General features: G+C 71.1%; 11 protein-coding genes. 4 read left to right on the top strand and 7 right to left on the bottom strand.

Annotated elements, in window-relative coordinates; translation table 11 throughout:
- The first annotated feature begins 128 nt into the window (after nt 1–128).
- From AMOR_RS02615 to AMOR_RS02600, 4 genes are all read left to right on the top strand, one after another.
- The gene (locus tag AMOR_RS02615) at nt 129–1,349 is read left to right on the top strand and encodes a helix-turn-helix domain-containing protein (protein ID WP_248358150.1); all 1,221 of its coding nucleotides are present in this window, start codon (nt 129–131) and stop codon (nt 1,347–1,349) included.
- A 25-nt stretch (nt 1,350–1,374) separates the two neighbouring features.
- On the top strand, nt 1,375–2,028 hold the full coding sequence (locus AMOR_RS02610; RefSeq protein WP_248358148.1) for a Vgb family protein: 654 nt from the start codon (nt 1,375–1,377) through the stop codon (nt 2,026–2,028).
- A 378-nt stretch (nt 2,029–2,406) separates the two neighbouring features.
- Entirely contained in the window at nt 2,407–3,603 is a 1,197-nt protein-coding gene (locus AMOR_RS02605) for an efflux RND transporter periplasmic adaptor subunit (RefSeq protein ID WP_248358145.1), read from the top strand.
- Nucleotides 3,604–3,606: 3 nt separating this feature from the next.
- Nucleotides 3,607–6,783: an efflux RND transporter permease subunit gene (locus AMOR_RS02600; RefSeq protein WP_248358143.1), complete on the top strand. Its 3,177-nt coding sequence runs from the start codon at nt 3,607–3,609 to the stop codon at nt 6,781–6,783.
- A 24-nt stretch (nt 6,784–6,807) separates the two neighbouring features.
- On the opposite strand, the gene AMOR_RS02595 is transcribed toward AMOR_RS02600, so the two are convergent.
- The 7 genes from AMOR_RS02595 to AMOR_RS02565 form a co-directional block, all read right to left on the bottom strand.
- Nucleotides 6,808–7,461 (bottom strand): ABC-type transport auxiliary lipoprotein family protein, encoded by a 654-nt coding sequence (locus tag AMOR_RS02595; RefSeq protein WP_248358141.1) that lies wholly within the window; start codon nt 7,459–7,461, stop codon nt 6,808–6,810.
- A complete protein-coding gene (locus AMOR_RS02590) occupies nt 7,458–8,432 on the bottom strand; it encodes an MlaD family protein (RefSeq protein ID WP_248358139.1) in 975 nt (324 codons plus the stop codon). Before AMOR_RS02590 ends, AMOR_RS02595 begins: the two co-directional genes overlap by 4 nt.
- On the bottom strand, nt 8,429–9,211 hold the full coding sequence (locus AMOR_RS02585) for an ABC transporter ATP-binding protein (RefSeq protein WP_248358137.1): 783 nt from the start codon (nt 9,209–9,211) through the stop codon (nt 8,429–8,431). The genes AMOR_RS02590 and AMOR_RS02585 overlap by 4 nt, the downstream gene beginning before the upstream one ends.
- On the bottom strand, nt 9,208–10,284 hold the full coding sequence (locus AMOR_RS02580; protein WP_248358134.1) for an ABC transporter permease: 1,077 nt from the start codon (nt 10,282–10,284) through the stop codon (nt 9,208–9,210). Before AMOR_RS02580 ends, AMOR_RS02585 begins: the two co-directional genes overlap by 4 nt.
- 230 nt (nt 10,285–10,514) lie before the next feature.
- Nucleotides 10,515–10,943: a nuclear transport factor 2-like protein gene (locus AMOR_RS02575; protein ID WP_248358132.1), complete on the bottom strand. Its 429-nt coding sequence runs from the start codon at nt 10,941–10,943 to the stop codon at nt 10,515–10,517.
- A 56-nt stretch (nt 10,944–10,999) separates the two neighbouring features.
- Nucleotides 11,000–11,398 carry a hypothetical protein gene (locus AMOR_RS02570; RefSeq protein ID WP_248358130.1) on the bottom strand — a complete coding sequence of 133 codons (399 nt, stop codon included), beginning with the start codon at nt 11,396–11,398 and terminating at the stop codon, nt 11,000–11,002.
- Nucleotides 11,399–11,700: 302 nt separating this feature from the next.
- Nucleotides 11,701–13,965 carry a M1 family metallopeptidase gene (locus AMOR_RS02565; RefSeq protein WP_248358128.1) on the bottom strand — a complete coding sequence of 755 codons (2,265 nt, stop codon included), beginning with the start codon at nt 13,963–13,965 and terminating at the stop codon, nt 11,701–11,703.
- Nucleotides 13,966–14,267 lie beyond the last annotated feature (302 nt).

Below are 14,267 nucleotides of genomic sequence, written 5' to 3'. Positions count from 1 at the left end.
CTTCCTTTCTCGTCGTTCGGGGGCGTCAGCCCGCCCCTGTCGGCAGGGTCCAGCCCTGCACAGGGCGAAACGTAAAGGCCGACGAAGCGGGGCGGGAGTAACAACGGCGACGCGGTTAAGAACGGACGATGGATTCCTCGATCACCGCGGCAGGGCGCGCGCTGCGCGCGGGGGATCCGCTCGGCGCGCTCAAGCGCGTCGCCCTGCGGGACGACCCGGCGGCCCTCGCGCTGCGCGGGATCGCGATGGCCCAGCTCGGGGAGCTGGGGCGGGCGCGGGAGCTGCTTCGACGCGCGGCGCGGGGCTTCGGGCCGCGGGAGACGCTCGCGCGGGCGCGCTGCCTCACGGCGGAGGCGGAGGTGGCGCTGGGGGCGCGCAATCTCGCCTGGCCGCCGCGGGTGCTGGCCGAAGCCCTGCGCACGTTCGCCGCTCGTGGTGATCGGGAGAACGCGGCCCACGCCCGGCTGCTGCAGATCCGTCGCCTCCTGCTGCTCGGCCGGGTCGACGAGGCGGACGCCGCGTGCGCGACGCTCGACCTCGGCGCCGGGCCCGCCCGGCTCGCGGCCATCGCCGCCCTGGTCACCTTCGAGATCGCGCTCCGCCGCGGGCGAGCCGATCAGGCGCGGGAGGCCCTCGCCAGCGCGCGGGACGCGGCGGCGCGGTCGGGCATCGGGGCGCTTTGCGCGGAGGTCGAGCAGGCGGGACGGACCCTCGCCCTGCCGGCGGCGCGCCTCGTCGCCGCGGGCGAGGCGCGGTCCCTGACCCTGGCGGAGGTCGAGGCGGTGCTCGCCTCACCGGACCTGGTCGTCGACGGATGCCGGCGGGTGGCACGCCGGGGAGAGCGGGTCGTGCGGCTCTCGCGTCGGCCGGCGCTGTTCGCGCTGCTGTATGGTCTGGCGGAGGCGTGGCCCGGCGAGGCGGCGCGCAAGGACCTGATCGAGCGCGCGTTCGGCGCGCGGCGGACGAATCCATCCCACCGCGCGCGCCTGCGGGTCGGCATGGGACGCCTGCGCCGCGAGCTGCGGCCGTTCGCGGAGATCCGGGCCACCGCAGGTGGCTTCAGCCTGGTGGGGCGAGGGGCCGCGACGGTGCGGTTGCTGGCGCCTCCGATCGAGAGCCCCGACGCCTCCGTCCTGGCGCTGCTCGCCGACGGCGAGGCCTGGTCGACCTCGGCGCTGGCGCTGGCCCTGGGGTCCAGCCAGCGAACGGTGCAGCGCGCCCTGGTCGCCCTCGAGGAGGCCGGCCAGGTGCGCGCGCTGGGCCGCGGCCGCTCCCGGCGCTGGCTCTCCGCGCCGGTGGCCGGATTCGCGACGGCCTTGTTGCTCCCGGCCTCCGACGGATTCGAGTAGGGAAGAGAAAGGAAAGGAGCAGGCGATGGGCAAGGAGACTCAGCCGGCCGAGATCGTGCGCGAGTACGGTCCGTTCCCCGGCGCACCGCACGTGCACGGCGTCAGCTTCGACGGCAGCCTGGTCTGGTTCGCCAGCGGCGAGAAGCTGCAGGCCTTCGAGCCGGCGAGCGGCAGGCTCGTGCGCGCCCTGGACGTCGCCTGCGACGCCGGGACGACCTTCGACGGCCGGCACCTCTTCCAGATCGCGGGCGACCGCATCCACAAGATCGATCCGGCGACCGGGGAGGTCCTGTCGACGATCCCGGCCCCCGGCGGCGGGCGTGACTCGGGGCTGGCGTGGGGCGAGGGTGCGCTGTGGGTCGGGCAATACCGTGACCGGAAGATCCACCAGATCGATCCCGACACCGGCGCGATCCTGCGCACGATCGAGTCGAGCCGCTTCGTCACCGGAGTCACCTGGGTGGACGGCGAGCTCTGGCACGGGACCTGGGAAGGCGACGACGCCGACATCCGCCAGGTCGATCCCGAGACAGGCGAGGTGCTTGCCCGCCTGACGATGCCCGAGGGGACCGGGGTGAGCGGGCTGGAGTCGGACCAGGGCGACCTCCTCTACGCCGGCGGTGGCGGGAGCGGCCGGGTCCGCGCCGTGCGGAAGCCACGCCGCCGGTCAGGGCGCTAGTCGCAGCAGCGGCCAGGTCTCCTTGGCGACGTTCGCGGGCTCGTCCCCCTCGAACGCGAGCAGGCCGTACTTTCCGTAGTGCGGCAGCTTGCGGGCGAGGCCGGGGAGCGCGGCGGCGTGACGTCCGACCGGTTCGGTCGGCCGCCGCCATCGCGGAGACGCGGGAGGAGGCTCGCGCTCGCTCGACGCCCGCGCGGTCGGCGCGACGCGCCGGGGCCGGACTTCACTCGGCCCGCGGGAGCGCCAGCTCTCCGGGGCGCGTGCCTTCAGCCTGCTTGGTTGCAGAGGATTCGAACAACAGCGATCGGGGGGCCCCGTGGAGCGCGACGCGGCGAGGCGCTCGCGCCGCCATTGCACGGGGGCGCGACGAGGTGAAGCATGCGACTTCGCATCTTGGCCGTCCTCGGTTCGACCCTGTTGATCGGCGCCTGTCACCGGGGCGCGGCGCCGCCCGCGCCGCCCGCTCCGACGGTGCAGGTCGTCGCGGTGGAGAAGCGGGACGTGCGAATCTACAGCGAGTGGGTCGGCAGCCTCGACGGCTTCGTCAACGCGGAGATCAAGCCTCAGGTCACCGGCTACGTCCGGAAGCAGGTGTACCGGGACGGAGCATTCGTTCGCAAAGGTGAGGTGCTGTTCCTCATCGACCCGCGCGACTACAAGGATGCGGCCGACGAGGCCCGGGCCACGCTCGACCGGAACATCGCGGCGCGCGCCAAGGCGCGCCTCGACGTCCAGCGCGACCGGCAGCTGTTCGCCGGACAGGCCATCACCCGCCAGCAGCTCGACAACGATCTCGCGGCCGAGCGTGAGGCGACGGCCGCCGTCGAGGCGTCCCGCGCCAGCCTCCACCGGGCGCAGCTGAACCGCGGCTGGACCCAGGTGACCTCGCCGATCGACGGCATCGCCGGCATCGCGCAGGTGCAGGTCGGGAATCTCGTCAACGCGTCGTCGACGATGACGACGGTCTCGCAGGTCGAGCCGATCAAGGCCCAGTTCAGCATCAGCGAGGTCGAGTACCTCGGCTCGGTGCGCGGAAGCCGCTGGGCCGAGCCCGGGCGTTCGGCCGACCCTCCCCTTGAGGTCATCCTCCAGGATGGCACGGTCTACCCGCACCGCGGGACCGTCGTCGCCGTGAATCGCCAGTTCAGTCCGCAGACCGGGACGATCGCGATCCAGGGCTCGTTCCCGAACCCGGGGAACGTCCTGCGGCCCGGCCAGTACGCGAGGGTCCGCGCCGCGACCGAGGTCCGGAAGGACGCCCTGCTCGTGTCCCAGCGCGCGATCAACGAGCTGCAGGGCAGCTACCAGGTCGGGGTCGTCGGACCCGATGGCAAGCTCGAGGTGCGCTCGGTGAAGACCGCAGGACAGGTCGGCGCGATGGCGATCGTCCTGCGCGGCGTGCGCGCAGGCGAGAAGGTGGTCGTGTCGGATCTGGCGCGCATCAGGCCCGGGATGGAGGTGCGCGCGGTGCCGGCGTCCGGCGGGTCCAGCGCAATGGCGTCGCCCCCCGAGCCGGCGTCGCACGAATCCACCGCATCGGCATCGCCCACCGGGTCTTCGTCGCGGAGCAGGTAGGCCATGTCGCGCTTCTTCGTCGGCCGTCCGATCGTGGCGATGGTGATCGCGATCCTCATGGTGATCGTCGGTGGGGTGGCGATCTTCACCCTGCCGATCGCGCAGTACCCGAACATCGTGCCGCCGCAGATCCAGATCACGACCACGTACACCGGCGCGGACGCGCTCGCCGTCGAGGAATCGGTCGCCACGCCGATCGAGCAGCAGATGTCGGGGGTCAACAGGCTGCTCTACGTACGGTCGACGAACGCGAACGACGGCTCCTTCAACCTGCAGGTGACCTTCGACGTCGACAGCGACATCGACGTCGACCAGGTGAACACGCAGAACAAGGCGGCCCAGGCGCAGGCGCTCCTTCCGTCGGACGTCACCAATTACGGACTGAGCTACGTGCAGTCCACCGGCCTTCCGCTGCTCGCGATCTCGCTGTACTCGCCGAAGGGCACCCACGACCCGCTGTTCCTGGCGAACTACGCGACGATAAACGTGAACGACACGATCCAGCGCGTCCCCGGCGTCGGCCTGATCCGGGTCTTCGGGAGCGCCGATTACGCGATGCGCATCTGGGTCAAGCCGGACCGGCTCGCGAAGCTGGGCTTCACCGTCTCCGACCTCGTCTCGGCGGTGCAGGCGCAGAGCACGGTGAACCCGTCCGGCCGTGCAGGCGCCGAACCGGCCCCGAAAGACCAGCAGTTCACCTACACCATCCGGTCGCAGGGGCGGCTGCTGAGGCCCGAGGAGTTCGGCAACGTCGTGCTGCGTCTCAACCCGGACGGATCCACGGTGCGGCTTCGCGACGTGGCCCGGATCGAGCTCGGAGCACTGACGTACACGCAGATCGGCCGCATGAACGGGAAGCCGGCGATCGTCATCGGCGTCTACCAGACCCCGGGATCGAACGCGCTGGCCGTCGCCGGCGGCGTGAAGCGGACGATCGCCGAGCTGAAGCAGCGGTTTCCGGTGGACGTGGACTACGGCATCTCGCTCGACACCACGGTGCCCGTGACCGGGGGAATCCAGGAGATCGTCATCACGCTGCTGGAGACCACGCTCCTCGTGGCCCTGGTGGTCTTCCTGTTTCTGCAGAGCTGGCGCGCCACGCTGATCCCCCTGATCGCCGTGCCGGTGTCGCTCGTCGGGACGTTCATGGTGTTCCCGCTGCTCGGGTTCTCCATCAACACCCTCTCGCTGTTCGGTCTCGTGCTCGCCATCGGGCTGGTCGTCGACGACGCCATCGTGGTCGTGGAGGCGGTCGAGCGACACATCGACGATGGCATGTCGCCGCGGGAAGCCACCCTGGCCGCGATGAAGGAGGTTACCGCGCCGGTGGTCAGCGTGGCCGTCATCCTCGCGTCCGTCTTCATCCCCATGGGGTTCATGAGCGGGATCACCGGCCGCCTGAACAAGCAGTTCGCCGTGACGATCGCCGTCTCGGTCCTCTTCTCGGCCTTCAACGCCCTCACGCTCTCCCCCGCGCTCTCGGCGCTGCTCCTTCGTCCACGGGCGGAAGCGAAGGGGCCGCTGGCCCGCTTCTTCCGCGGGTTCAACGGCGTCTTCGACCGGGTCCGCGAACGGTATGTCGGCGTCTCGGGGTTCCTGATCCGGAAGGCGGCGATCGGGCTCGGCCTCCTCGCGGCCTTCACAGCCCTGTCGGTCGTCGCCGGCGACCGGGTGCCCTCCGGCTTCCTGACCGAAGAGGACCAGGGCTACTTCTTCATGAACGTCCAGCTCCCCGACGCGGCCTCGCTCCAGCGGACCGACGACGTGTGCCGCAAGATCGACGCGATCCTCTCGGCCACGCCCGAGGTCCGGTCGTTCAATACCATCGCGGGCTTCTCGATCCTGAGCTACAGCTCGGCGACCTACAACGGCCTCTACTTCGTCACGCTCAAGGACTGGTCCGAGCGCCCCGGTGCGCAGCACGCCGCGGCGGCGGTGATCAGCCGGCTGAACGGAGAGCTCGCGTCGAAGATCGACGAGGCCATCGCCTTCGCGATCCCACCCCCGGCCATCAGCGGTCTCGGCACCTCCGGTGGCTTCTCGGCGTGGCTCCAGGACCGCAGCGGCGGCGATGTCCCATTCCTCGCGACGCACCTCGACGCGTTCATGGCCGCTGCGCGCAAGCGGCCCGAGGTGGGGAGCATCAACACGGTGTTTCGCCCGACGGTGCCGCAGATCTACGCCGACGTCGATCGCGACAAGGTCATCAAGCAGGGTGTCAGCGTGAGCGCGGTGTACCAGACGCTGCAGGCCTACCTCGGCGGCGCGTACGTCAACCAGTTCAACCGGTTCGGGCGGACGTGGAGGGTCTACCTGCAGGCGGACGGCGAGCAGCGCCGCAGCGCCGACGACATCGCACGGTACTACGTCCGCAACGGCAACGGCGAGATGGTCCCGCTCTCGGCCTTCGCCTCCACCCGGCGCGTGTACGGCCCCGAGTACACCAACCGCTTCAATCTCTATCGCTCCGCCCAGGTCATCGGCTCGCCGGCCCCGGGCTTCAGCTCCGGCCAGGTCCTCGCCGCGCTCGAGCAGGTCGCCAGCGAGGTCCTGCCCCGTGAGATGAGCCTCGCGTGGGCGGACCTCTCCTACCAGCAGCGGACGGCCGGCCGCAGCGCGCCGGTCTTCGCCCTCTCGCTGGTCTGCGTCTTCCTCATTCTCGCTGCCCTCTACGAGAGCTGGTCGCTGCCGTTCAGCGTGCTCCTGTCCGTGCCAATCGCGGTGTTCGGCGCGCTGGCGGGCCTGTGGCTGCGAAACTTCGACTTCAACGTGTACGGGCAGATCGGGCTGGTGATGCTGATCGGGCTGGCGGCGAAGAACGCGATCCTGATCGTCGAGTTCGCGAAGGGGGAGCTCGAGAAGGGCCGGCCGCTGGCGGAGGCCGCCCTCGCGGGCGCGAAGCTCCGGTTCCGTCCCGTCCTCATGACCTCGTTCGCGTTCATCTTCGGGTTGCTTCCGCTCTGGAATGCCTCGGGGGCCGGCGGCCTGTCGCGGAGGCAGATGGGAACGGCGGTCATCTCCGGGATGCTGACGGCGACCGTCATCGCGATCTTCATCATCCCCATGCTGTTCGTGCTGGTGGAACTCTGGAGCGGTGCGGAGAGGAGGCGGCGCGAGGGCGGCTCCGCGGCGCTGCCCGGCGCGCAGGACGGCGCCTCGGCGCCGGCGCGTTCCCGCTGACGGCGTGGACGTGTCGCGCCGCTCTCATCGACACGCCGGTCCTCCCGTGGTCGTCGGCCCCCGCGCGAGGACCGCCTCGACGTCGGCGACGAACTCCTTCATGATCGCCGAGAGCCCCTCGTTCCAGGCCGTGGCGATGGCGTCGGCCGTGCGCCTCGCGGCGCGGGTGCGGCTGGAGTACTCCTTCTCGAGGAGGGGCGGACCGCGAGCGGACGTGTCCGTGTCTCCACCGATCGTGACGACGAAACGAAGCCGCAGGACGGCGGCGGCGTCGTCGGCCCGCCTGAGGTCGCCGGAGATCTCGGACGCGTAGACCTCCACCACGAGGCCCGCGCGAAGCGCTGCGCCCGGCTCGACGACTTCGCGCGCGAACGTGGCGTTGCGCAGGTACCCGCGAACCGCTCCGGAGAGCAGATCGCCGGGGGGCGCGGCGAAGATCGCGTAGTGATCGCGCTCGAGACGATGGTCGCCGGTCCGGTAGAGGAGCTCTCGAGCCTCGAACGGAGGAGCGACCTCCACCCTCCTCACGGAGACGACGTACGTGCCAGCGGAGCGCCGGGTCTCCTCCACCGGCGGTGGATCGATCGAGAAGATCTGCGGGACGACGGCCGTCCTGGTCAGGCAGCCCGCGGCCACGGCGAGAGCGGGCCAGAGTCCCCCGACGAGGCGAGGCTTCATCGTCGCGGCACCGACTCGTCGAGGCTGCGCACCGGAGCCGGCTTCTCCCCGAGGAGGAAGCCGGATGGATACCTGTTCAGCTGCTCGATCGCGTCGTTCAGGTGGCGCGCGGCCTCCCGCGTGCTGGCGAGGGCGTCGTTCAGCTCGCGGACGTCGACGTCGCCCAGCCGATCGACGAGGCGCTGGATCACCGCGTTCGACTGCTGCAGGCCTCCGAGGAGCCGGTCGGCGTCACCCGCCAGGGCGTCGAGGTGCATGCGGGCCAGGGTCCCCCGCGTCTCGCTGGCGAGCGCCCGCACCTCCAGCGTGGCGGTACGCCCGGTCGCAGCCACCTGGTTGAGGTTGGCGCCGAGTTGCTCGAAGTCGAGCTTCGAGAGTCTCCCGAGCGTCTCGTCGGACACCTGGAGCACGTGGTCGAGGCGCGCGCCCAGACGCTCCACGTCGAGCTTTTCCAGATTGGCGACCGTCTTCTCGACGGACGTCACGATGTGGCTCAGCTGGCCCTCTGCCGACGGGATGACCTCGTTGCCCGGCTTCCACGAGTAGGCGAGGGGAGGGTTCTGGGCGGCGTCGACCACCTCCAGCGCCAGATAGGCCGAGCCCGTTATCCCCACGGGCATGATGATCGCCCGCAGTCCCCTGAGGACGGCTTCATCCATCGTGACGCCGGTGGAGGGTGCGGGGACCACGGCCTCCGCGATGTCGAAGTAGACGACGACGCAAGGCGGCGCGCCGCCTGGGTACTCGATCCACGAGAAGCTGATCTTCGTGACCTCGCCGACGCTCACGCCCTTCAGCTTCACGACCGAGCCGACCGTGAGCCCGTCGACGTTCCCTGCGACGTAGGTTTCCAGCTTCACCTTGTGCTGGAGCCGGCGCGCGACGCCGAAGAAGAACAGCGAGGCGACGACGAGCCCGGTGGCCGCGACGACGAACGCCCCGATCCTGAATTCCCTCGATCGCTCTCTCATGGCACCCCGCCCTGTGGGTCCGCTTCCCGCCTGAAGAACCGTCTGACGGTCGGGTCCTCGGAGTGATCGCGGAGATCCGCCGGCTTGCCTTCCGCGATGATGGTCTTCGTGCGCGCGTCGAGCAGGACGCAGCGATCCGCGATCGCATACGTGCTCTGCAATTCGTGGGTGACGACGACGAAGGTGATGCCGAAGTCCATCGAGAGGAAGCGGATGAGCGCGTCGAGGCCGGCCGAGGTGATCGGGTCGAGCCCCGACGAGGGTTCGTCCAGGAACAGGAGGAAGGGATCCAGGGCCATCGCCCGCGCGATCGCCGCGCGCTTCTTCATGCCCCCAGACACCTCCGCCGGCGTCTTCCATGCGGCCGCGCGTATCCCGACCTGGTTCAGCTTGGCGAGCGCGACGAGGTCCTTCTCGTCGGAGTGGAGCTCGGTGAACTCGTCGAGCGGCAGGCGCACGTTCTCCAGCAGCGTCATCGAGCCGAACAGGGCGCCGCTCTGGTACATCACCCCGAACTGGCGGAGCAGGCGCGCGCGTTCCTCGCCACGTGCGGTGACGACGTTCGTGCCGTCGATCGAGACCTTGCCGCGCATCGGCTCGCACAGTCCGATCATGTTCTTGAGCAAGGTGCTCTTCCCGCTCCCGGATACGCCGAGGATGACGAAGACCTCTCCGCGGCGCACCTCGAACGTGAGGTGCTGCTGGACGACGCGGTCGCCGTATCCGAGCGTCACGTCGTCGACGACGATGACGGGACCATCGCCCGGCGATCCGTTCATACCTTCGCCAGATACGTGAGCGCGGTGAAGAGGGAGTCGATGAGCACCACGGAGAGGATGCCCGCCACGACCGCGCGCGTGGTGGACACTCCCACCGCGCTCGGACCCTCCCCCGTCTCCATCCCGCGCTGGCAACCGATGGTCGCCACCGCCACACCGAAGACGAGCCCCTTCGAGAGCCCCACGACGACGTCCGACACGCGCAGCGCGGCGACGAGCTGTTGCCAGATGAGGGCGGGATGGAAGCCGATGGCCAGCATGACGGTCGCCCCGCCGAGGACGCCGACCGCCATCGCGTACGCGGTGAGCAGCGGCGTCAGGAGCGTGCCTGCGAGCACCCGCTGGATGACCAGGAACCGGACCGGGTCGAGCCCCATGGTCTCGAGCGCGTCCAGCTCCTCGTTCACCTTCATGGTGCCGAGCTCGGCTGCGAACGCCGATCCCGAGCGACCGGCAAGGACGACCGCCGTCATGATGGGCCCGAGCTCGCGAACCATCACGAGCCCGATGGTGTTGGCGACGTAGATCTGCGCCCCGAGCGTCGCGAGCGTCTGGGCGGCCTCGAACGCGATGATGAGCCCGGTGAGGAAGCTGATGAGCGACACGATCGGTACCGCGTCCACGCCGGCTCGATCGAAGACGCGCGAGACCTCGCTCCAGCGCATGGTCCGGGGACGGCTCGGCGTCGCGGCGAACGCCTGGGCGACCGCGCCGAGGAAGGCGACGTGCTCGCGCGCATGGTGCAGCAGGTCGATGGTCCAGGAACCGATCGCCTCGAGCGTGCCGAGCGGTCGCGGTCGTCCCTCGTCGCTGGACGGCGGCTCCTCAGGGCAGAACGGCGCGAGGATCTTCGCGAGCTCGGGGCGCAGCCCCACGAGGCGCGCCGTCACGCCTGGCGTGAAACGACCCTCCGTGAGCTCGTAGAGGATGGCCATCCCCGACATGTCCCCTCGGCCCAGCCCCGTCACGTCGACGTCGAGTGAAGCGATGCGCGCGTCGGCGAGGCATTGCGCGACGTCGCGCCGGACTCGGGGGGCCGTCCAGACGTCGAGCGGCCCGAAGAGCGCCAGCACGGCGCTCCCCCCCGGCCCTTCCGTCAAGCGGACCGACGGCTGCGAGGGGGTCGGAGGCATTCGAGAGCTCCACACGAGGCCGCCCACCTCTTGTCGACGGGCGCCGTGACACGCATCGGCCCATGTGAGGCGCCGGGGCCGGGTCGGCCCCCTCGGTCCCGTCCACGTCCACGGCGAGCAGCCGGCGAAGGGGTTCCGACTCCGCGGTGGGCGCCGCTCAGGCGCAGCGTCTAGGGCATGGCGGCGGTCGTGGATACGTCCGTCTCAGGACTCGCCGTGATGAAGTGCTGCGCAATGGGGGTGCCCGCGAACTTCTGCCCCATCAAGCGGGAGAAGAGCAGCATCGAGCTGGTCGGTCGGTGGTTCACCGCGATGTGCTGGGCCTGACCGGCGGAGTTGAAAGAAACCATGACGACGACGCCAGTGGGCTTGCCGAGGACCCGAGTGGTGTAGTCCTCGAGGAAGCCGTGGTCGCCGGCGGGCCCGGCGTAGCTGAACTCCTGGCCCTCATAGATCTCGCGGGCGGTGACCACGATTGAACGGACGGTCTCCGCGCCGTGCGCGGTGCCGTTCATCGCCGCGCCCTCCAGGGTGACGTCGTCGGCCAGGTTGTCCAGCCACGCCGGGTAGTAAGGCTTTCCCTTGTATGTCGATGTCATGCCGTGCCTCCTTCGGAATCCGGCAGCGGACCGGCGGCCATGCATACGGGTCCGTTTCAGGACTGGTTCGTGATGAAGTGCTCGGCAATGGGGGTGCCCGCGAACGTCTCGCTCATCAATCGGGAGATGAGCAGCACCGACCTGCGTGGCCGGTGGTTCACCACGATGTGCTGGGCCTGCCCGGCGGCGTTGCGGGTCACCGTGACGACCACGCTGGTGGGCTCGCCGCGGACGTGAGTGGTGTAGAGCTCGAGGAAGCCGTCGTCGCCGTAGTCACCGGCGAAGCTGAACTCCTGGCCCTCATAGATCTCGCGGCGGGCGGTGTCCACGATTGAACGGACGGTCTCCGCGCCGTGCGCGACGCGTTCCATGAACGCGCCCTCTCCGGTGACGTCATCGGCCATGTCGTCCCGCCACCACGGGTAATAGGGCTTTCCCAGATATGTCGATGTCATGCCGCGCCCCTCTCGGAATCGGATGTCATGCGACGGGATCCGTGCGCGATGTGGCTATGCCGTCGTGGCCGCGAGAGTCGTCTCCGGTACGTGGCGAGTGCAAGAGACGAGCGGTCCATGTTCCCTCCGCCTCGCGCTCGCCCGGCCGGAGCGTTCTTCGATGACCAGGACGGTAGACGCGAACTGCGCAGGCAGCTGCAATCGTGCCCCTCGGCCGCCGGCCGAGGATGGAGTCAGGGGATCGCGAGGCGTGCGCTCGCTCGACGCCCGCGCGGTCGGCGCGACGCGCCGGGGGCCGGTCTTCACTCGGCCCGCGGGGGCGGCGGCACGAGGGCGATACGAGCGGGGAACGGCGCCCGGGCCGGGAGCGCGGCGCCGGGCACGAGCCCGACCGCCATCGGGGAGGCGAGCGCGGTCCACGTCTCCTTCGCGACGTTCGTGGGCTCGTCGCCCTCGAACGCGAGCAGCCCGTACTTCCCGTAGTGCGGCAGCTTGCGGGCGAGGCCGGGGAGCGCGGCGGCGCGGTCCGCGCCCACGAAGGCGATCACGTGCGCCGGATCGGCCGGGCTCCGCGCGACCGCCACGACGGCGCGGTCGGAGCGTGCGAACACGCGCTCGCCCTGGCGGAGGGCCTGCGCTCCGAGGACGGCGCCGTGCGGCGCGAGCGCCGCGGTCACCGCCGGGCGCAGCCTGTTCTCCCAGCCGAGCACCCAGACCGCCTTCCCGGGCGGCACGCGCGGGAGGTCGACGTCTGCCACGATCTCGACCCCAGGCTCCTTCCAGCTCTCGGCGAGCGCGCGGTAGGCGGCGAGGAGGGGGGCGGGGGCCGACGATGGCAGCACGAGGACGCGGCGCGCGGCGCCGAGGGCGCCCGAGAGGGCGGGCGGGAGCTCCGCCGGGTCGACGCGCCGGAAGACGTCGAACTCGGGATCGATGTCGAGGCGGACCGGCGCCTCGTCCACCGGGATCGTGAAGCGCTGCCGCGGCTCGGTCATCCGGATCGTGCGCCGCACCACTTGCGGCGAGGAGGGCAGGGTGAGGTAGACCGGGACGTCGATCGCGTACGGCTCCCCTGCCTGCACCTGCGCGAGCGCGAGCTCGACGTCGCGCCCGCCGTGGCGCGTCACCACCTTCGCCGACTCCACTCGCAGCGCCGGCGCGCCCGGGCGATCGATCCACTGCGCAAAGAACGGCGAGAGGTCCTCTCCGGCGGCGGCGCCCATGGCCCGCGCCACGTCGGTGAAGGACGCCTCCCGGAACTTCTGCTCGCGGTAGAACGCCCTCAGCGCCGCGACGAACCTCGCGTCGCCCATGCGCTCGCGCGCCATGTGGAAGACCATCAGCACCTTGTCGTAGCCGATCGCCTGCGTCTGCGGATCGTGCCGCGCCCGGAACTCGCGGACCGCGCGGTCGCGGCTCTCTCCGACGTAGTCCGCGTACCGCTGCAGCGCGGTCCGGCGGTAGTCGGCGCCGCGGCCGGCCTGCTCCGCGAGGAGGTGGTCGGCGAGGTAGGCGGTGAGCCCCTCGCACCAGTTCCCGCGCCGCGGATCGACGTAGACGCCGTTTCCCCACCAGTCGTGGAGGACCTCGTGGGGGTAGCTCGTGTCGACGATGAACGGCAGGCGGAGGACCTGCGGCCCGAGGAGCGTGAACGAAGGCATCCCGAGGCCCGTCTCCCAGAAGTTCTCGACGACGGCGAACTTCGGATACGGGTACGGTCCGATGAGGTGGTCGTACATCTCCAGGTACCGGGCGCCCGCGGCCAGGTACCGCTCCGCGAGGGCGGGATCGTCCGCACGGAGGAGCACGTGCAGCGCGACCGGGCCCGCCTCGCGCTCGTGCTCCGCCCACGCGCCGGCGACCAGGTAGACCTCCTGCTGCGGTTCCGGGCTGTTCCAGCGCACGCGGGTGCCGCCGGCGCCGCGCTCGTGCGAGACCCGGCGACCCTGGGAGATCGCGTCCCACCCCGGCGGAACGCGGACGTCGAGCGTGAAGGCGACGAGATCGTCGGACACCTCCGGCACCCAGCGCGTCGCGCCGGAGAGGAGGGCGCCCTCGGGCGAGACGAGCCCAGGGCTCTCGCCCATCTTCCTGGCGTACTCGGGGCCGCCGTCCTCGGTCGGGTGGAAGACCTCTCCGCTGTAACGGATGGTGAAGGTTCGCTCGCCCGGCGCGAGCGTCACGGCGAAGTGCTCCACCGGGACGGGCGACGGGCCTCCCGTGTCGGGGTCCGGGTGGAGCGCCGGCCCGTTCGGCGATCGGGTGAGGGGCGCGGCGGAGCCGGCGCGCTCCGGGGAGAGCCCGGCGTGGAGCGTGAAGACGATCCGGTCGCCGAGGCGGGCGCGCAGCTCCGGCGAGAGCGTCACCTGGTCCTCGACCAGAACGGCCCGCTTCTCGGGGAGAAGCGTGACGCGCAGGTCGTGCTGGACCGCCGCGGTCGAGGTCGCCGAGGGCGACGGGGACGCCGCCGCTGGCGGCGCGGTGGGCGGGCGCTCGCGGCCGGCGCAGGCGCCGGCAAGGGCGAGGACGGGGAGGATGCGGAGAATGCGCCCGAGGCTGGCGGCCATGGTCGGGCGCCGGCGGCGCCCCGCGTCACCTACTGCGCCGGCTGGACGGGCGCAACTTGGCAGTGGGCCGTCCAGGGCATCGCGCGGAGCGTCGACCCCGGGGCTGGCGCCTTCCTGGGGCCCGAAGGCCGGCGGTGCGCCGGGGCGCGCGCGGGTGTATGACGGCGCGGGAATCCGGACATCGAGCTCCGCGACTCGGACGGGCGGGGCGATCGCGGGAAGCTCTCGCCGCGGTGGCACTCCCGGACGGTGGACCTGCGAGCCCGTCGCCGGGGTAGGATCTCCGTTCCTCCGACAGAACG

The sequence above is a fragment of the Anaeromyxobacter oryzae genome, from assembly GCF_023169945.1.
GTDB lineage: Bacteria > Myxococcota > Myxococcia > Myxococcales > Anaeromyxobacteraceae > Anaeromyxobacter > Anaeromyxobacter oryzae.
This window is presented reverse-complemented; position numbering and strand designations above follow the sequence as displayed.

Excerpts from the sequence above, each read along its gene's own strand:
- AMOR_RS02615 (WP_248358150.1), top strand. The coding sequence starts at position 129 with ATGGATTCCTCGATCACCGCGGCAGGGCGCGCGCTGCGCGCGGGGGAT.
- AMOR_RS02610 (WP_248358148.1), top strand. The coding sequence starts at position 1,375 with ATGGGCAAGGAGACTCAGCCGGCCGAGATCGTGCGCGAGTACGGTCCG.
- AMOR_RS02605 (WP_248358145.1), top strand. The coding sequence starts at position 2,407 with ATGCGACTTCGCATCTTGGCCGTCCTCGGTTCGACCCTGTTGATCGGC.
- AMOR_RS02600 (WP_248358143.1), top strand. The coding sequence starts at position 3,607 with ATGTCGCGCTTCTTCGTCGGCCGTCCGATCGTGGCGATGGTGATCGCG.
- AMOR_RS02595 (WP_248358141.1), bottom strand. The coding sequence starts at position 7,461 with ATGAAGCCTCGCCTCGTCGGGGGACTCTGGCCCGCTCTCGCCGTGGCC.
- AMOR_RS02590 (WP_248358139.1), bottom strand. The coding sequence starts at position 8,432 with ATGAGAGAGCGATCGAGGGAATTCAGGATCGGGGCGTTCGTCGTCGCG.
- AMOR_RS02585 (WP_248358137.1), bottom strand. The coding sequence starts at position 9,211 with ATGAACGGATCGCCGGGCGATGGTCCCGTCATCGTCGTCGACGACGTG.
- AMOR_RS02575 (WP_248358132.1), bottom strand. The coding sequence starts at position 10,943 with ATGACATCGACATACAAGGGAAAGCCTTACTACCCGGCGTGGCTGGAC.
- AMOR_RS02570 (WP_248358130.1), bottom strand. The coding sequence starts at position 11,398 with ATGACATCGACATATCTGGGAAAGCCCTATTACCCGTGGTGGCGGGAC.
- AMOR_RS02565 (WP_248358128.1), bottom strand. The coding sequence starts at position 13,965 with ATGGCCGCCAGCCTCGGGCGCATTCTCCGCATCCTCCCCGTCCTCGCC.